Source organism: Pseudomonas sp. MDT2-39-1 (assembly GCF_054898085.1).
Map to the genome: position 1 here is coordinate 4,320,567 of NZ_CM142716.1, position 16,721 is coordinate 4,337,287.

Genomic DNA, 16,721 nt, shown 5'->3' on the forward strand with positions numbered 1-16,721 from the left:
ACGGATTTGCGTCGTGCCACATGCCGCGATCCCCCCATCCTGTAGGAGCGAGGCTTGCCCGCGAAGAGGCCGGAACAGGCACCTGACTACTTGGACGGATACTCCCGATGCATCTGCGCAAGCAGCGCATCCTTGTCTTCCCACAACTGATTGATCCAGCCCTGAAACTGCAATCGATACTCCCCATCCTGGTCGTAGTTCTTGCCAATGAACAGCGGCGGAATCTTCAGCTCCTGAAAATGCACCACCACATCCGCAACGTTCCCACAGAGCAAATCCCAATACCCAGGACGTCCGGCCGGGTAGTGAATGGTCACGTTGACGATCGACTCAAGCTGTTCACCCATCGCATCCAGCACAAACGCAATGCCGCCGGCTTTGGGCTTGAGCAGGTACTTGAACGGTGATTTCTGCTGGGCATGCTTGCCTTCAGTGAAGCGCGTACCTTCGACAAAATTGAAAATCCCCACCGGGTTATTGCGGAACTTGTCGCACGTCTTGCGGGTGGTTTCCAGGTCCTTGCCTTTCTTCTCTGGGTGCTTTTCCAGGTAGGCCTTGGAGTAGCGCTTCATGAATGGAAAGCCGAGTGCCCACCAGGCCAGGCCAATCACCGGCACCCAGATCAGTTCCTGTTTGAGGAAGAACTTCAGCGGCTGGATGCGCCGGTTGAGCACGTACTGCAACACCATGATGTCGACCCAGCTCTGGTGGTTGCTGGTGATCAGGTAGGAGTGCTGATAATCCAGCCCTTGCAGACCGCTGAGGTGCCAGCGGGTGCGGCAGACCAGGTTCATCCAGGCCTTGTTGTTGCTGATCCAGGCTTCATGGGTATGGCTCATCAGCCAAAGCGTGAAACGCTGGGTGAGGGCAAAGGGCAACACCTTGAAAATCGCCACGCAGAACAGAAACGAGCACAGCGCAATGGTATTCAGTGCCAAAAGCAGCGAGGCAATTACGCCGCGCACGGGTGCAGGTAGAAAAGCCAGCATTTAAAGATCCATAGGTCGGTTGGCAGCTTGAATCGCGGTCAACGCGATGGTGTACACGATGTCATCGACTTGCGCGCCACGCGGCAGGTCGTTCACCGGTTTGCGCAGGCCTTGCAGCATCGGCCCGAGGCTGACGCAATCGGCACTGCGCTGCACGGCTTTGTGCGTGGTGTTGCCGGTGTTCAGGTCCGGGAACACGAACACCGTGGCGCGACCGGCCACCTGGCTGTTCGGCGCCAGTTGCCTGGCCACGGTTTCGTTGGCGGCGGCATCGTACTGCAACGGGCCGTCGATCAGCAGCGAGTTCTGCTGTTCGTGGGCGAGCAGCGTTGCTTCGCGAACCTTCTCGACTTCTTCGCCGCTGGCCGATTCTCCGCTGGAATAACTGATCATCGCCACGCGCGGGATGATGCCGAATGCGGCAGCCGAGTCGGCGCTTTGCAGGGCGATCTCGGCCAATTCGCTGGCGCTCGGGTGCGGGTTCATCACGCAGTCGCCGTAAACCAGCACTTCTTCAGGAAACAGCATGAAGAACACCGACGACACCAGGGTGCAGCCCGGCGCCGTTTTAATCAGCTGCAAGGCCGGGCGGATGGTGTTGGCGGTGGAGTGGATGACCCCGGACACTAGGCCGTCGACCTCATCCAGCGCCAGCATCATGGTGCCGATCACCACGGTGTCCTCCAGTTGCTGCTCGGCCATGGGTGCGTTGAGGCTTTTGCTTTTGCGCAGCGCAACCATCGGTTCGACGTAGCGCTCGCGAATCAGGTCCGGGTCGAGAATCTCCAGCCCCGGCGGCAACTCGATGCCTTGGGCGCGGGCGACGGCTTCGACGTCCTCCGGCTTCGCCAGCAACACACAACGGGCGATACCGCGTGCCTGACAGATCGCTGCGGCTTGCACCGTCAGCGGCTCGCTGCCTTCGGGCAGAACGATGCGCTTGTTGGCGGCCTGGGCACGCTGAATCAATTGATAGCGGAACACCGCTGGCGACAAGCGCATTTCCCGTGGCGTACCGCAGCGCTGGTGCAGCCAGTTCGCGTCCAGATGGCTGGCAACGAAATCGGTGATGATCTCCGCGCGCTCGCGGTCGTCGATCGGTATTTCCTTGTTCAGCCCGTTCAACTGGTTGGCAGTGTCATAGGAGCCAGTGCTCACCGACAACACCGGCAGGCCAGCCTGCAACGCGCCACGGCACAGGTCCATGATGCGTGGGTCGGGCAGGGTGTCGCTGGTCAGCAACAGGCCGGCCAGGGGCACGCCGTTCATGGCGGCGAGGCTGACGGCGAGGATGATGTCGTCGCGATCGCCAGGCGTCACCACCAGCACGCCGGGCTTGAGCAGCTCCACGGTGTTGCGCATGGTGCGGGCGCAGATGATGATTTTGGTCATGCGCCGGGTTTCGTAATCGCCGGCATTGAGAATTTGCGCGCCCATCAGATCGGCGACATCGCGGGTGCGCGGGGCGTTCAATTCCGGCTGGAAAGGAATGCAGCCAAGCAAACGGAAATCACCGCTGCGCAGCAACGGCGAGTGCTCTTTCAGTCGCGAAGCGAAGGCCTCCATGCTTTCTTCGGTCTTGACCTTGTTGAGGATCACGCCGAGGACTTTCGGGTCTTTCGGACCGCCAAACAATTGCGCCTGCAATTCCACCCGTCCAGACAGTTCGGTCAGCACTTCGTTTTCCGGCGCCGAGACCAGGATCACTTCGGCATCGAGGCTCTTGGCCAAATGCAGATTGACCCGTGCGGCGTAACTGGCGCTGCGGGTCGGGACCATGCCTTCGACGATCAGCACGTCCTTGCCGACGGCGGCTTGCTGATAAAGGGTGATGATTTCTTCGAGCAGCTCATCCAGCTGACCGTCGCCGAGCATGCGCTCGACGTGAGCCAGGCCGAGTGGCTGAGGCGGTTTCAAGCCGTGAGTGCGCGCCACCAGTTCGGTGGAGCGTTCCGGGCCGGTGTCACCTGGATGCGGCTGGGCAATCGGTTTGAAAAAGCCGACTTTGAGGCCGGCTCGCTCAAGGGTGCGTACCAGCCCGAGGCTGATGGAGGTCAGACCCACACCAAAATCGGTGGGCGCGATAAAAAAAGTTTGCATGCGGATTCTCTAAGGGAGCATGGCAGTGGTGATCATCTATATCTGACTGATCTACCGAAATTCAGTCGCCAAGGTTATCGCTAACCGAGCCTTGTGCGCACCAACCGCAATCAAAGGGCTGGCCTATTTTTTCAATGCGTTGCGCGGGGTCCAGGACCCAGGCGCGCGATTGCCAGGGCGGCTGGTGGCGCAGGTGCTGGGTGTGACCGCAGGAAAGCTCGGCCACCCAGTGCCCGTCCTCATCCTGATGGAAACCGGTGACCGTCGAGCCTTTCGCCGCGATCCGTCTGTCCGGGTTGTGTTCGCTTTCGGACGATTGCTTCGCTAAACTTGGCCTTTCTTCATTCTTATGCAAAAGGTCTCGCCCCATGCTGATCGCCGCCAATAAGGCTGTCTCCATCGACTATACCCTGACCAACGACGCTGGTGAGGTCATCGACAGTTCCGCCGGCGGCGCGCCGCTGGTCTACCTGCAAGGCGCAGGTAACATCATCCCGGGCCTGGAAAAGGCACTGGAAGGCAAAGCAGTCGGCGACGAGCTGACCGTAGCCGTTGAGCCTGAAGATGCTTACGGCGAATACGCTGCCGAACTGGTCAGCACCCTGAGCCGCAGCATGTTCGAAGGCGTCGACGAACTGGAAGTGGGCATGCAGTTCCACGCATCCGCTCCAGACGGCCAGATGCAGATCGTCACCATTCGCGATCTGGACGGCGACGATGTCACCGTCGACGGCAACCACCCGTTGGCCGGTCAGCGCCTGAATTTCCAGGTCAAGATCATCGACATCCGTGACGCCAGCCAGGAAGAAGTCGCTCATGGTCACGTCCATGGCGAAGGTGGCCATCACCACTGATTTTCTGCGCTAAGCTCAGAGAACTGGAGAGGCGCCCGAGGGGCGCCTTTTTAGTCCGCGGCTGTCCCTGGCGACATCGCCAAGTGGCTGTTTCGAGTAGAAAACGGGAATCTGGAGTTCGTCATGAGTGCTTTTCACGACCTTAAATTGACAGCCCTGGATGGACAGGAGCTACCGCTGGCGCCCTTTAAAGGGAACGTCGTGCTGGTGGTCAACGTCGCCTCCAAATGTGGCTTGACCCCACAATACGCGGCACTGGAAAACCTTTACCAGAAATACAAAGGCCAGGGTTTCAGTGTGCTGGGCTTGCCGTGCAACCAGTTTGCCGGGCAGGAACCGGGCACCGAGCAAGAGATCCAGGATTTCTGCAGCCTTAATTATGGCGTGACCTTTCCGTTGTCCAGCAAGCTGGAAGTCAACGGTCACGATCGTCATCAGTTGTACCGTCTGCTGGCGGGCGAGGGCGCGGAGTTTCCGGGGGACATTACCTGGAACTTCGAGAAATTCCTGCTCGGCAAAGACGGGCGTGTGTTGGCGCGGTTTTCGCCGCGTACGCCGCCGGATGATCCGACGGTCATCCATGCGATTGAAAAAGCGCTGAGCTGATTTCCCCTTCTGTAGGAGCGAGCGGTGCGGCGATCCGACTTGCCCGCGAAGACGTCGATCAGTCGAGATCATCGCTGACTGGCATGACGCATTCGCGAGCAAGCTTCGCTCCTACGATACATCTGCTTTTAATCCTTAATCACCCAGATCAATAGTGCTGTGCATCGTCTTCGACTGCGCATATTATCGTCGTCATAAAAGTTGTGTCCCGTCGATATCGTTTTCGTGGAGCGTCCCATGCCAGTCAAAGCCCTGTTCAAACCGTTCCACCTCGGCACCCTCGAACTGCCGACCCGCGTCGTCATGGCGCCGATGACCCGCTCGTTTTCGCCGGGCGGCGTTCCTAATTCCAAAGTGATCGAGTACTACCGCCGCCGCGCCGCCGCAGGCGTCGGCCTGATCATCACCGAAGGCACCACCGTCGGGCACAAGGCCTCCAATGGCTACCCGAACGTGCCACATTTCTACGGTGAAGCAGCGCTGGCCGGCTGGAAGAAAGTGGTCGACGCGGTCCACGCCGAAGGCGGCAAGATCGTTCCTCAGCTGTGGCATGTGGGCAGCGTGCGCCGTATCGGCACAGAGCCGGACGCCAGCGTGCCGGGTTACGGTCCGTCGGAGAAATTGAAGGACGGTCAGGTCGTGGTTCACGGCATGACCCAACAAGATATTCAGGACGTCATCGCCGCATTCGCCCAAGCCGCCAAAGACGCCCAAAGCATCGGCATGGACGGCGTGGAAATCCACGGTGCCCACGGCTACCTCGTGGACCAGTTCTTCTGGGAAGGCAGCAACCAGCGCACCGACGAATACGGTGGCGACCTGGCCAACCGTTCGCGTTTCGCCATTGAACTGATCCAGGCGGTGCGTGCAGCGGTCGGTGAAGGCTTCCCGATTATTTTTCGTTTCTCCCAATGGAAGCAGCAGGATTACACCGCGCGTCTGGTGCAAACAGCCGAAGCGTTGGGCGAATTCCTCAAACCGTTGTCCGACGCCGGCGTGGATATTTTCCACTGCTCGACGCGCCGTTTCTGGGAGCCTGAGTTCGACGGTTCCGAGCTGAACCTGGCAGGCTGGGCCCGCAAGCTCACTGGCAAGCCAACCATCACCGTGGGCAGCGTTGGCCTGGACGGCGAGTTCCTGCAGTTCATGGTCAACACTGACAAGATCGCGCAGCCGGCCAGTCTGGAAAAACTGCTGGAGCGGTTGAACAACGATGAGTTCGATCTGGTGGCGGTAGGGCGTGCGCTGCTGGTCGATCCGGACTGGGCGCAGAAAGTGCGTGACGGTCGCGAGGAAGACATCCTGCCGTTCAGCCGAGAGGCGTTGATGACGCTGGTTTAAGCGGCGACTGGAATGGACTCTTCGCGGGCAAGTCGGATCGCCGCACCGCTCGCTCCTACAGGATTGTGTTTCGGCGCAGAACCTGTAGGAGCGAGGCTTGCCCGCGAAGCTTTTAAGGCAACAACGCTGCATCTGGCAGGGCTTGTTCCTGCGAACAAGCCCCCCGCAACTGCCCCTCAAACTGCTCGATAATCGCCGCCCAGCCCTGCCGACTCGCATGCTGGCGCGCATTGAGCCGCACGCACCGCAAGGTTTCGCGCTCCTCCAGCAACCACGTTGCCGCATCGCAGAACGCCTCTTCATCCCCTGGCATCGCCAGCACGCCGTTGTAGCCATGGCGAATATGCTGAGCCGCTGCCGCCTGATCGTAGGCAACCACACCCAGTCCCGAAGCCAATGCCTCAAGCACAACGTTGCCAAACGTTTCGGTCAAACTCGGAAACAGAAACACATCCGCCGACGCATAGTGGCTGGCCAAAACCTCGCCGCGTTGTGCGCCACAGAAAATCGCTTCGGGAAGCTGCTGTTCCAAGGCCCCCCGCTGCGGGCCGTCGCCAACCACAATCAGCTTCATGTTGCGCTGGGGATAAGTGGCTTTCAGCGCGTCGAAGCAGCGCTTGAGCAAGCCAAGATTTTTCTCCTGCGCCAGACGTCCTACGTGGATGACCGCGATGTCCTTCTCACCCAGGCCCCACTGTTCGCGTAGCGATTGCAGGCGTTTGACCGGGTGGAACAATTGGCTGTCGACCCCTCGGGACAACAACGCAAGACGTTCGAAATGACGCCGCTCCAGTTCCAGTCGCTGGCTGATGCTGGGCACCAGCGTCAACGTAGAACGATTGTGAAACCAGCGCAGGTAGTGAGTCAGCAAGCGCGACAGCAATCCGAGCCCGTACCGATTGGAATACTGCTGGAAATTGGTATGGAAGCCGCTGACCACCGAAATCCCCAAACGCCGTGCCGCCCGCAATGCCGACAATCCCAGCGGGCCTTCCGTGGCAATGTAGAGCACGTCCGGGCGATTGCGTTTCCAGCGCCGCAGCAGCTTGTGCATCGACGACTGACCCCATTGCAAACCGGGATAGCCCGGTAGCGGCCAGCCGCGACACAGCAACAACTCATCGTCACTGCCCAACTGCTGATCGCAGCCCTGACGTGGTCGCACCAGTTCAACCTGATGCCCGCGAGCGCGCAATCCATCGCACAAGCGGCCGAGGGTATTGGCCACGCCGTTGATTTCCGGTGGGAAGGTTTCGGTGATCAGAGTGATATGCAGAGCTGTCGTCATGACCCCAGTGTCGGCTGAGGCCATGTCGTCATTGTGGCGTTTCGATGATGGATTTGTGACGGTGTCAGCGTTGGGTCACCAAATTCTCCGCGCCACGCTCACGCACCCAGAACAGGGTCGCACCCGCCACAGCCGCCGGCATCATCAGGATGTTGACCACCGGAATCAGCAGCACCAGATAAACACTCCCGCCAAAACTCATGCTCTGCCAGCGCTTCTCGCGCAGCCAGGCGAGCATTTCGTTCCAGCCCAGTTTGTGGTTGTCCGCCGGGTAGTCGATGTACTGGATTGCCATCATCCACACGCCGAACAGCAGCCACAGCGGCGCAGCAATGATGTTCACCACGGGGATGAACGAGAGAATGAACAACCCGATCGCCCGCGGCAGGAAATAGCCGAGTTTGCGCATTTCCCGAGACAAGGTGCGGGGGATCATGGCAATCAGTTCACCCCAGCTGAACGCCGGAAAGTCATCGGTGCCGCGCACCACCACTTCGACCTTCTCCGCCAGGAAGCCGTTGAACGGCGCGGCGATGACGTTGGCGAGCATGGTGAAGGTGAAAAACACCATGAGCACCACCAGCACGACAAAAATCGGCCAGAGGACGTAACTGAGAAAACTCAACCAGTCGGGCAGGGACGGCATCAGCGTATCGACCCACAGGCTGAATTGATGGCTGGCGAGGTAGATCAATCCGACGAACAGCACGAGGTTGATCGCCAAGGGCAACAACACGAACAAACGCAGGCTGGGGCTCAGGACCAGCTTGAGGCCTTCGCGCAGGTATTGCGGGCCGGACAGAACAGGGGCGGGCATAACGTGCTCCGAGCAGAGGGAAAACGCGCCGACCTTACCGGCTTTGCCTGACAGGCGAAAGCGCGGTCGAAGCATCGACATCAACTGTAACAAAGGCGTCTCTATATTCAGCGTGACGGGATAGAGACCACCTATGAGCTGGATTGTTAAACCGTATTTCCTTAATCTTCGCCCCCTCGATACGCTGCACCCAATCTTTTTTACAGGACTGTCGAGTTCAAGCCTTCCCCAAGTGCTTTCAACGGTCCTTTTTTATTCCCGCCGGCAACCCGGCGTTCCGCGCCAGGTGTTCCGGGCCGGTCAACAGGAGCAGGTCATGTCTGAAGTCCGTCATTCGCGAGTGATTATTCTCGGTTCCGGCCCTGCCGGTTACAGCGCCGCGGTCTATGCCGCCCGTGCCAACCTCAAGCCGCTGCTGATCACCGGCATGCAGGCTGGTGGTCAACTGACCACCACCACCGAAGTCGACAACTGGCCGGGCGACGTCCACGGCCTGACCGGCCCGGCGTTGATGGAGCGCATGAAAGAGCACGCCGAGCGCTTTGAAACCGAGATCGTTTTCGATCACATCAATGCCGTGGACTTCGCTGCCAAGCCGTACACCCTGACCGGCGACAGCGCGACTTACACCTGCGACGCCCTGATCATCGCCACCGGCGCCAGCGCGCGTTACCTGGGCCTGCCGTCGGAAGAAGCGTTCATGGGCAAAGGCGTTTCGGCCTGCGCAACCTGCGACGGTTTCTTCTATCGCAACAAGCCAGTGGCTGTGGTGGGTGGCGGCAACACCGCTGTCGAAGAAGCCCTGTACCTGGCCAACATCGCCAGCACCGTGACCCTGATCCACCGTCGCGAAACGTTCCGCGCCGAGAAGATCCTGATCGACAAGCTGAATGCCCGGGTTGCAGAAGGCAAGATCGTCTTGAAGCTGAACTCGACTCTGGACGAAGTCCTGGGCGACAACATGGGCGTGACCGGTGCCCGCCTGAAGAACAACGACGGCAGCTTCGACGAGCTGACAGTCGACGGCGTGTTCATTGCTATCGGCCACACCCCGAACACCTCGTTGTTCGAAGGTCAGCTGACGTTGAAAGACGGTTACCTGGTGGTCCAGGGCGGCCGTGACGGCAACGCCACTGCCACCAGTCTCGAAGGCATCTTTGCTGCCGGTGACGTGGCTGACCACGTTTACCGTCAGGCCATCACCTCGGCCGGCGCTGGCTGCATGGCCGCACTGGACGCCGAGCGTTACCTTGACGACCTGCAGAACGCTTCGTTCTGATTGCGTTGCAATGAAAATACCGGCCTCGGCTATTCCCCCACCTAGGAATACATAGTTAGGGTCTTTCCAGACTGTAACTACACAAATACCCCTCTATGAGGGGTATTTTTTTGACATTGCTAATCTGAAAGTCTTTTGTGGCATAGACCTGCATTCGAACAACAGTGTTGTGGTGGTTGCCGACCGGCTACATCATCCGCCACAGCAATGACCGGCTCTATGTGTGATGACAGTTGTATCGCGGTCGGTGCCAGCACCTATGAATGAATGCTCATGTTGAAAATGCAATTGCAAATTTGTATCATTCGCTTTCAATTCAGCGAAGCAGGGAACGCAGCGCCAAAACAATAATAAGGTCAAGGCAATGCTCAAAATGCTTCTCGTATACGGTCATCTGCTCGCTACGTGTATTGCCCTGGGTAGGGTGTTGCAGGCGGATCACAAGCTTTGGAGTTGGCGCAAGGAAATACTGGACCAGGCGAGGCTTGAGTACCTTGATGAAACTCAGAAGATCGTCAGCCTCGCACTGCTGGCCCTTTGGGCAAGCGGACTGTTGCTGGTGCTTCAGGGTTACCTCGATGAAGGCGACGCGTATCTGCTCAATCAGAAGCTCTGGGCCAAGGTGACTGTCGTCGTGCTGCTTAGTCTGAACGGTGCATTATTGCATCGAGTCGGCTTCCCGTTGCTGCAAAAGGCTCCGTTCGTCGCACTGCGCAGTGCAGGCCGCGCGCGGCTTGCCTTGTTGGGTGCGCTTTCCATGAGTGGTTGGCTATTCGCCGCTTTCCTGGGGGTGGCTCGAGCCTGGAATCACGTGTTGCCTTACCTACATGTAATGGGCGCATTCGCCGCATTCTCGTTACTGGCTTGTTGCGTGGCACTGGCAGTCGCCGGTAGGGCGAGCAGTGTCGGTGCGCAAAAATCCTCGGTACCGGGGTAGCTATCAATAACGTGCAGCGGTCAGGCTGTCCGGGGCATTGCTACATGACTGCCTCAGGCTTATAGGTGGCAGTGATCTCGCTTGGTAAAGGGGGTATTTGGCCAGTATTGCGACGCAAAATCGGGGACTACAAGCGAACATAATTCGCTATGTCAGTCCCTGATCGTAGTTTGCTCTCAGGAAAGCTTCGCCAGGCACGCCTCAAGGATATCCAGCCCTTCTTCCAGCACTACCGCCTCGGTGGTCAACGGCGCCAACAGCCGGATGATGTGGCGCGCCTTGCCGCTGGGCATCACCAGCAAACCTGCGTCTCGTGCCAACGCCAGCAGCTGGGTCAACTGCGCCGATGCCGGTGTGCCGTCGGCATTGATCAACTCGATGCCCCGCATTGCACCCACGCCGGTCAAACGGCCCAGATACGGCGATAGCTTGCTGGTACGCCATGATTCGTAGCGGCTGACAATCGCTTCTTCCTGTTGTGCGCCCCAGGCTTGCAGCTGCGCGTCAGTCATTTCGTCCAGGGTTGCCAGCGCCGCGGCGCAGGCGATGGGATTGCCTGAATAGGTGCCGCCCAGCCCGCCCTTTGGCAAGGTGTCGAGCAGCGACTTACGCCCGACAACCGCACCCAGCGGCACGCCGCCGGCAATGCTTTTGCCCAGCAGGATCAGGTCCGGCTCAATGCCCAGTCGCGAGAACGCAAAGCGCTGGCCGGTGCGACCGAAGCCGGACTGGATTTCGTCGGCGATCAACACAATGCCCTTCTCATCGCAGAAGCGTCGCAGCGCTTGGGCGAACTCCACATCCATCGCCAGGAAGCCAGCTTCACCTTGCACCGGTTCGACGATAAAGCAGGCCACATCTTCAACGTCGATCTCGACACTGAACAGTCGATCCATGGCCTTCAAGGCTTTGGCGCAGGTCACGCCGTTGTCCTTGCTCGGGTACGGCAAATGAAACACCGGCCCCGGCAGCACGCCGACTTTCTGTTTGTAAGGCGCGACTTTGCCGTTGAGGTTGAGCGTGGCGAGGGTGCGGCCATGGAAGGCGCCATCGAAGGCGATGATGGCCGTGCGACCGGTCGCGCCACGGACGATCTTCAGGGCGTTTTCCGCCGCTTCCGCGCCGCTGTTGGTGAGCATGCCGCTGACCGGGTAGTCCACCGGAATAAACGCCGTCAGGCGGTCCATCAGTTGGAGGTAGGGCGCATGGGGCGCAGCGTTGAACGCGTAGTGAGTCAGCCGGGTGGCTTGTTCACGAATGGCCTCGACGATGCGCGGATGGCAATGGCCGAGGTTCAGCACCCCGATGCCACCGACGAAGTCGATGTAGCGTTTGCCATCCGTGTCCCAGACCTCGGCATTTTTGCCGTGGCTGAGCGTGACGGGGTGCACGATGTTGATCGACCGGCTGATGGATTCGCTGCTCATGGATGGCCGACTCTGAAGAAGGGATGCTTCTTTTTATCTAAGCCGTGAGCAGCGGTGCCCGGCAAACGAAATAAAGTCGCCGGGTCAATCTTAAAAGTCGGGATGTGTTGGGTGGGCGTGGAGTCAGCGACGAGTCAGCGGCTGCTGAGTGAATTTCACTCCGGTCAATCCATGCGCAATCAACGCGCGGATATTGCCGTGGTCGCTGCCTTCAGGCGTGGCCACCACCGAGCGGTAATGCTCGCCAAACGCCAACAGCGCTTCTTCATCGCTCAGACCTTCCAGCAGCGCCAAACCCAAAGTCTTGCACGAACCTTCGTTCTGACCGGCGGCGTTTTCCACGCCACCGTTGTTGAAGGCTTGGGGCTGATATTCGTAGCCGGTGGCGATGAAGGCCAAGGTGTCGGCAAAAACGTGTTCGCCGCTCTTGAGGCGGGTGCGCAGGGTGTTCAAATCACTCATTGAATATGGCTCCTTATTAACTGTTAAATGCGATATTCGCAAACGTTTTCAGTCACTTACATATAGTATTTTTTTTACTTTTTTTGAGGTCATTTCGAACCACACCTAAGCTGGATAATTGCACTCCACTTGACCACCCGTTTGCATTCGACCTGACCATTTATTGGCGGAGGTCAATTCGTACAGCCCCCGCCCTCACGGCCTAACTTGCCACGCTGAAAAAAGCCCAAGTAACATTCGGTCGTGACCGACTCCCGGCCTAAAAAACTTCATGTCTTGAGGGCTCTGGTCTCTGCCCTGCGGGCAGAGATTGAGTGGTTGAACTTGCTGCCATGGAAGCCGACCTCACATCTGAATGAACGCCAATACGGTTCACGCATTCATAGTTCTACCGGAAGGCTTGCGTTGGCAGATCTGCGGTGCGCCAGTATACCGATGCCAATCGCCAATGCCGTCACGAGGGCTGCCCCCAATGTGAAGCTGACGATAGCTCCGCGATCAAAGGCTATTCGCGCTGCTGCCGTCATGCGTGCTGCGGCATCGGGCGAAAGTGAACTGGCAGCAATCAACGCCTGGTCGATACTGTCCCATGCCAATACCGGGACGGTCATATCCGATGGAGGTGCAAAGGAGGCGGTATAGACCGCAGCCATCAGGCTGCCCAATACGGCCACACCAAGCGTTGCTCCCAGTTCAAATGATACCTCCTGGATGGAGCCAGCCATACCCGCGCGATCCACTGGCACGCTGATCATAATTGCGCTAGAGGCAGCTGACATGGTTCCGCCCGCTCCAAAACCAAATAGAGCCAGCGCGGCAGCCTGCCAGATGAGAGAGACGTCACCCGACAAGGTAAACAGACCAAGCCCAATTCCGGTCACTCCGAGCATAACTGCGAGCATGCGTTCCACCCCTACCTGCATAAGTACGGAGCCTATAGCGGGGCCAGACAGGAACGCGGCGACGGCGATTGGCAGTAGGTACAGCCCCGCCTGTAAAGGCGTATAGCCGTGTGAAAGCTGCAGTTGCTGGGTAATTACGAAATCGGTGCCCATAATAGCCAGGCTGCTGAACAGCGCTGCCATAATGCCTGCAGCGAAGCGCGGGTTGCGAAACAGCGAAAAGTCCAACATTGGTGAGGGAAGACTCTTCTGTCGCCGCAGAAACAACCATGTGAACAACCCGCCGAGAACAATTGCCGCGAGGGTATGTATGGTATCGCCGTCGGGCCTGATCGCCTCCTTCAGCCCATAGATGAGTCCCACCAAGGCGAGCGTAATAAGGACGGAGGTCCAAAAATCCCAATGGCGCGTGGCATTTCCCCCATGGCTGGGAACATAACGGAGGGTCAGGGCCAGTGTGACCAGCACGACAGGCACATTGATCAGGAAAACTGCTCCCCACCAAAAATACTCCAACAACGCCCCTCCAATCAGCGGGCCGATGGCCACAGCGCAGGAAGCGGTGGCTCCCCATATGCCAAGTGCGATAGCGCTCTCGCGCTCCTCCTTGAAGGTCAGCCGCAGAAGAGCAATAGTGGCGGGCAGCATCATTGCCGCTCCCACGGCAAGCAGCATACGGGCAGTGATGAGTAATTCGGCACTTGGCGCGAAGGCGGCGGCCAGTGAGGCGATCCCGAACCCGACCAGCCCCCACATGAAGACGCGGCGATGGCCAATGCGATCGCCCAGTGCACCAAAGCCGGGCAACAGCCCCGCCACGACCAGGGAATAGGTATTTACGATCCACAACTTTTGAGAACTGGTCGCGCCGAGGTCATAGACAATACCCGGCAGGGCCGTGTGCAGTACAGTTACGTCAATGCTGACTAAGAACAGTGCGCTAGAGACAATTACGAGAACGATCCATCGAGAGGTCATTAAACACCAAGCATCTATTAAAAATTTTTAAGTATTCAGGATCAAATATTTTAAAATTAAATGAATTAAAATTTCGCCTACTATACTGGGCGGATGTAGGAGCTGAGTGTAACAATGTCATTGAATTGTAAACGTCTGAACGTAAGCCAGTGGTCAAATACTTGCTTATAGCCATTTGAATTGAGGGAGGGGCAGGTGGAAGAGCCTACAGAATCAGAATGAGCTAAGGATGAGTTACATGACAGTCTGTTCCTTATTTAAGGGGAGTAACAGTTTTGATTACCTTTTTCACGGGAAATGAGAGAGGGGGCGTATAGGGATATACGGTGTAAGATCACGCGGTACGATTTTATCGAAACTCTCCATCGTGTCCCAAAGTAGAATCGGAAAGCCGGTGTACGAACGCCCGGCAATCACCAAATCTTCGGTCGCCCAAACAAGCTCCATCAGCCAGCCCCCACCCTGATGAATCGAAAATTCTTATCGAAAGGACTCAGAGTCAGAGGCTTAAACCATAGCGTCTGAAGCTATTTAACTCCTTGTTTGTAAACCTAGCCTGTTGCTAACACTTAGCAAGCGCCTAATCATTGGGTTTTCCTTTGGCGAACGCCGCTTGTTGTTCGGCGCTGGCTTCTTGCTGGTATTGGGCTTTCCATTCGGCGTACGGCATGCCGTAAACCACTTCGCGGGCGTCATCGAGGCTGACCTCTATCTGGCGTTCGTCGGCGGCGGCCTTGTACCACTTGGACAGGCAGTTGCGGCAGAAACCGGAGAGGTTCATCAGGTCGATGTTCTGCACATCCTTGCGGCTGTCCAAGTGGGCGACCAGCCGGCGAAAGGCGGCGGCTTCAAGTTCCAGGCGTTGTTGATCGTTCATGGCGGGCTCTGTGCAATCCAATCGTGGCGCGGATGATAAAAGTCTGACGGACAATGCGCCAGACGCGGTCAGCGGCTCGCGGCCAGGGTAATCGACACCGACTCGGCGAATCGCAGGGCGTGCGGCTTGTCGACTTCAACCTCGGCGTACAGCACCGACGCGTTGGCCATGACCAGATCGAGAATTTCCTGGGTCAGGCGTTCGAGCAACGCGAAACGATTGCCCTCCACGTGAGCGATGATCGTCTTGGTGATGGTTCGGTAATTCAGCGCGTGATCGATGTCGTTGTCACGCACCGCTTCCTGAGCGGCATACAGGATGGTCAGGTTGATCAGCACATCCTGCTTGTTGAGGATTTCATCCTCGTTGATCCCGATGAAGGTGCGCAGGCACAGGTCTTTGACCCGGATGCGTGCCATTCCTGGTTGAAGTTGTGGCATTGCTACTTGCTCCGTCCAATCAATTGCAGGAACTCCTGGCGGGTGTTGCTCGACTCGCGGAAGGCGCCGAGCATCACCGAAGTGTTCATGGTCGAATTCTGTTTCTCGACGCCGCGCATCATCATGCACATATGCTTGGCTTCGATGACCACCGCGACACCGGCCGCGTCGGTCACCTGTTGCACCGCCTCGGCGATTTGCCGGGTGAGGTTTTCCTGAATTTGCAGGCGACGGGCGAACATGTCCACCAGCCGCGCGATCTTCGACAGGCCCAGCACCTTGCCCGTGGGAATATAAGCCACATGGGCCTTGCCAATGAAGGGCAGCAGGTGATGTTCGCACAATGAATAGAGCTCGATGTCGGCGACGATGATCATCTCGTCGGTGTCTGACGCAAACAGTGCGCCGTTGACGATCTCTTCGACACTCTGGTCGTAGCCATGGCAGAGGTACTGCATGGCCTTGGCCGCGCGAACAGGGGTGTCTTGCAGTCCTTCGCGGTCGGGGTTTTCACCGAGGCCAATGAGGATCTCGCGATAGCTCTGGGGCAGAGAATTCTGGGGCAGGGATAACGTCATGGAACATCCTCGCGGGGGCCGCTTATTTGATGTGCCGTCCGCCGTTGACGGTCAGGGTCGTGCCGGTGACATAAGGGTTGTCGAGCAAATAACGCAGGCTCTGGTAGATCACTTCGCTGCCGGGTTCGATGCCCAGCGCGGATTTTGCCAGGGCTTTGGCGCGGTACGCGGCGTCGTCGTCGGGATTGAACATTAGCAGGGCTGGCGCGATACCGTTCACCTTGATTGTCGGCGCGTATTTCGCGGCAAAGGACAGGGTGAGGCTGTCGAGCCCGGCTTTGCTGGCGCAGTAGCCTATGTGCCTGCTGCTGCCCTTGCGGGTCACGTCATCGCTGATGTGCACGATGTCAGCGGGCCTTGAGCGTTCGAGCAAGTCGGCGCAGTGCAGGTTGATCAGGTACGGCGCCAGCATGTGCACGCTGAACATGCGGGTGAAGGCCTCGGCGTCGGTGTCGGGTGTTTCGGCCAGCCATTCGGAGGCGTTATGGACAATGGCGCGCAGGCTATCGGTGTGGGTTTTGAGTTCGGTGATGAACGCGAGGATTCCTGCTTCAGTGGAGAAGTCCGCAAACACCGCGATGGCGCCCAAGTCGCGCAATGTCTGCACGCCGGGACGATCGCTGCGGTAGCTGAAGATCACCGGATGGCCGTCTTCGAGCAAACGCTGTGCACAGTGCAGGCCGACACGCTGGCCGGCACCGGTGATGAGGATCGGAGCTGCAGAAGAGGTCATGAACGGCTCGCGTCGTGGTAAGAGCAAAACTATACCAGCGACGGGTCGTGAGGTGGCTATTGTAGGAGCGAGCGATGCGGCGATCCGACTTGCCCGCGAAGAACGATAACTCG

The 16,721-nt window shown here is 58.3% G+C and carries 17 protein-coding genes; 5 read left to right on the plus strand and 12 right to left on the minus strand.

Going from position 1 to position 16,721, the window contains the following annotated elements; all coding sequences use genetic code 11:
* Positions 1-86 precede the first annotated feature (86 nt).
* The 3 genes from ACYZTM_RS20170 to ACYZTM_RS20180 form a co-directional block, all read right to left on the minus strand.
* Positions 87-989, minus strand: coding sequence for an acyltransferase (locus ACYZTM_RS20170; RefSeq protein ID WP_131061187.1), 903 nt, complete (start codon positions 987-989; stop codon positions 87-89).
* On the minus strand, positions 990-3,089 hold the full coding sequence (pta, locus tag ACYZTM_RS20175) for a phosphate acetyltransferase (protein ID WP_131061186.1): 2,100 nt from the start codon (positions 3,087-3,089) through the stop codon (positions 990-992). It lies immediately after the preceding gene.
* A 61-nt stretch (positions 3,090-3,150) separates the two neighbouring features.
* On the minus strand, positions 3,151-3,489 hold the full coding sequence (locus tag ACYZTM_RS20180) for a DUF3565 domain-containing protein (RefSeq protein WP_131061185.1): 339 nt from the start codon (positions 3,487-3,489) through the stop codon (positions 3,151-3,153).
* Here ACYZTM_RS20180 and ACYZTM_RS20185 point away from each other — a divergent pair.
* The 3 genes from ACYZTM_RS20185 (at position 3,458) to ACYZTM_RS20195 (ending at position 5,890) form a co-directional block, all read left to right on the plus strand.
* Complete coding sequence (locus ACYZTM_RS20185; RefSeq protein ID WP_045061434.1) at positions 3,458-3,943, plus strand: FKBP-type peptidyl-prolyl cis-trans isomerase; 486 nt, start codon at positions 3,458-3,460, stop codon at positions 3,941-3,943. The genes ACYZTM_RS20180 and ACYZTM_RS20185 overlap by 32 nt on opposite strands.
* Positions 3,944-4,066: 123 nt before the next feature.
* Positions 4,067-4,549, plus strand: coding sequence for a glutathione peroxidase (locus ACYZTM_RS20190; RefSeq protein ID WP_461984279.1), 483 nt, complete (start codon positions 4,067-4,069; stop codon positions 4,547-4,549).
* Between the two features lie 237 nt (positions 4,550-4,786).
* A complete protein-coding gene (locus ACYZTM_RS20195; protein ID WP_131061183.1) occupies positions 4,787-5,890 on the plus strand; it encodes an NADH:flavin oxidoreductase in 1,104 nt (367 codons plus the stop codon).
* Between the two features lie 112 nt (positions 5,891-6,002).
* Here the strand turns inward: ACYZTM_RS20195 and ACYZTM_RS20200 are convergent, their stop codons facing one another.
* Both ACYZTM_RS20200 and cysZ read right to left on the minus strand, forming a co-directional pair.
* The gene (locus ACYZTM_RS20200; RefSeq protein WP_461984283.1) at positions 6,003-7,202 is read right to left on the minus strand and encodes a glycosyltransferase family 4 protein; all 1,200 of its coding nucleotides are present in this window, start codon (positions 7,200-7,202) and stop codon (positions 6,003-6,005) included.
* A gap of 40 nt (positions 7,203-7,242) precedes the next feature.
* Positions 7,243-7,995: a sulfate transporter CysZ gene (cysZ, locus tag ACYZTM_RS20205; RefSeq protein WP_131061181.1), complete on the minus strand. Its 753-nt coding sequence runs from the start codon at positions 7,993-7,995 to the stop codon at positions 7,243-7,245.
* Between the two features lie 316 nt (positions 7,996-8,311).
* Between cysZ and trxB the strand changes: the two genes are divergently transcribed.
* Together trxB and ACYZTM_RS20215 are read left to right on the plus strand one after the other, a co-directional pair.
* Positions 8,312-9,274 carry a thioredoxin-disulfide reductase gene (gene trxB, locus ACYZTM_RS20210; protein WP_131061180.1) on the plus strand — a complete coding sequence of 321 codons (963 nt, stop codon included), beginning with the start codon at positions 8,312-8,314 and terminating at the stop codon, positions 9,272-9,274.
* A gap of 364 nt (positions 9,275-9,638) precedes the next feature.
* On the plus strand, positions 9,639-10,211 hold the full coding sequence (locus ACYZTM_RS20215; protein ID WP_449643770.1) for a hypothetical protein: 573 nt from the start codon (positions 9,639-9,641) through the stop codon (positions 10,209-10,211).
* Between the two features lie 176 nt (positions 10,212-10,387).
* On the opposite strand, the gene ACYZTM_RS20220 is transcribed toward ACYZTM_RS20215, so the two are convergent.
* The 7 genes from ACYZTM_RS20220 to folM all read right to left on the minus strand — a co-directional run bounded on the left by ACYZTM_RS20220 (position 10,388) and on the right by folM (position 16,608).
* Positions 10,388-11,638 carry a 2-aminoadipate transaminase gene (locus ACYZTM_RS20220; RefSeq protein WP_461984287.1) on the minus strand — a complete coding sequence of 417 codons (1,251 nt, stop codon included), beginning with the start codon at positions 11,636-11,638 and terminating at the stop codon, positions 10,388-10,390.
* 123 nt (positions 11,639-11,761) lie between these two features.
* On the minus strand, positions 11,762-12,100 hold the full coding sequence (locus ACYZTM_RS20225; RefSeq protein WP_461984290.1) for a HopJ type III effector protein: 339 nt from the start codon (positions 12,098-12,100) through the stop codon (positions 11,762-11,764).
* 380 nt (positions 12,101-12,480) lie between these two features.
* Positions 12,481-13,980 carry an MFS transporter gene (locus ACYZTM_RS20230; RefSeq protein WP_131061176.1) on the minus strand — a complete coding sequence of 500 codons (1,500 nt, stop codon included), beginning with the start codon at positions 13,978-13,980 and terminating at the stop codon, positions 12,481-12,483.
* A gap of 580 nt (positions 13,981-14,560) precedes the next feature.
* Complete coding sequence (locus tag ACYZTM_RS20235; RefSeq protein ID WP_461984293.1) at positions 14,561-14,857, minus strand: DUF1244 domain-containing protein; 297 nt, start codon at positions 14,855-14,857, stop codon at positions 14,561-14,563.
* A 68-nt stretch (positions 14,858-14,925) separates the two neighbouring features.
* Entirely contained in the window at positions 14,926-15,297 is a 372-nt protein-coding gene (gene folX, locus ACYZTM_RS20240; protein WP_461984296.1) for a dihydroneopterin triphosphate 2'-epimerase, read from the minus strand.
* Between the two features lie 2 nt (positions 15,298-15,299).
* The gene (folE, locus tag ACYZTM_RS20245; protein WP_131061174.1) at positions 15,300-15,875 is read right to left on the minus strand and encodes a GTP cyclohydrolase I FolE; all 576 of its coding nucleotides are present in this window, start codon (positions 15,873-15,875) and stop codon (positions 15,300-15,302) included.
* Between the two features lie 22 nt (positions 15,876-15,897).
* The gene (gene folM / locus ACYZTM_RS20250) at positions 15,898-16,608 is read right to left on the minus strand and encodes a dihydromonapterin reductase (RefSeq protein WP_461984300.1); all 711 of its coding nucleotides are present in this window, start codon (positions 16,606-16,608) and stop codon (positions 15,898-15,900) included.
* Between the last annotated feature and the right edge of the window lie 113 nt (positions 16,609-16,721).

Bases quoted from the DNA above. Each gene is read 5' to 3' on its own strand.
- ACYZTM_RS20170 (WP_131061187.1), bottom strand. From the start codon at position 989: ATGCTGGCTTTTCTACCTGCACCCGTGCGCGGCGTAATTGCCTCGCTG.
- pta (WP_131061186.1), bottom strand. From the start codon at position 3,089: ATGCAAACTTTTTTTATCGCGCCCACCGATTTTGGTGTGGGTCTGACC.
- ACYZTM_RS20185 (WP_045061434.1), top strand. From the start codon at position 3,458: ATGCTGATCGCCGCCAATAAGGCTGTCTCCATCGACTATACCCTGACC.
- ACYZTM_RS20180 (WP_131061185.1), bottom strand. From the start codon at position 3,489: ATGGAGACAGCCTTATTGGCGGCGATCAGCATGGGGCGAGACCTTTTG.
- ACYZTM_RS20190 (WP_461984279.1), top strand. From the start codon at position 4,067: ATGAGTGCTTTTCACGACCTTAAATTGACAGCCCTGGATGGACAGGAG.
- ACYZTM_RS20195 (WP_131061183.1), top strand. From the start codon at position 4,787: ATGCCAGTCAAAGCCCTGTTCAAACCGTTCCACCTCGGCACCCTCGAA.
- ACYZTM_RS20200 (WP_461984283.1), bottom strand. From the start codon at position 7,202: ATGGCCTCAGCCGACACTGGGGTCATGACGACAGCTCTGCATATCACT.
- cysZ (WP_131061181.1), bottom strand. From the start codon at position 7,995: ATGCCCGCCCCTGTTCTGTCCGGCCCGCAATACCTGCGCGAAGGCCTC.
- trxB (WP_131061180.1), top strand. From the start codon at position 8,312: ATGTCTGAAGTCCGTCATTCGCGAGTGATTATTCTCGGTTCCGGCCCT.
- ACYZTM_RS20215 (WP_449643770.1), top strand. From the start codon at position 9,639: ATGCTCAAAATGCTTCTCGTATACGGTCATCTGCTCGCTACGTGTATT.
- ACYZTM_RS20220 (WP_461984287.1), bottom strand. From the start codon at position 11,638: ATGAGCAGCGAATCCATCAGCCGGTCGATCAACATCGTGCACCCCGTC.
- ACYZTM_RS20225 (WP_461984290.1), bottom strand. From the start codon at position 12,100: ATGAGTGATTTGAACACCCTGCGCACCCGCCTCAAGAGCGGCGAACAC.
- ACYZTM_RS20230 (WP_131061176.1), bottom strand. From the start codon at position 13,980: ATGACCTCTCGATGGATCGTTCTCGTAATTGTCTCTAGCGCACTGTTC.
- ACYZTM_RS20235 (WP_461984293.1), bottom strand. From the start codon at position 14,857: ATGAACGATCAACAACGCCTGGAACTTGAAGCCGCCGCCTTTCGCCGG.
- folX (WP_461984296.1), bottom strand. From the start codon at position 15,297: ATGCCACAACTTCAACCAGGAATGGCACGCATCCGGGTCAAAGACCTG.
- folE (WP_131061174.1), bottom strand. From the start codon at position 15,875: ATGACGTTATCCCTGCCCCAGAATTCTCTGCCCCAGAGCTATCGCGAG.
- folM (WP_461984300.1), bottom strand. From the start codon at position 16,608: ATGACCTCTTCTGCAGCTCCGATCCTCATCACCGGTGCCGGCCAGCGT.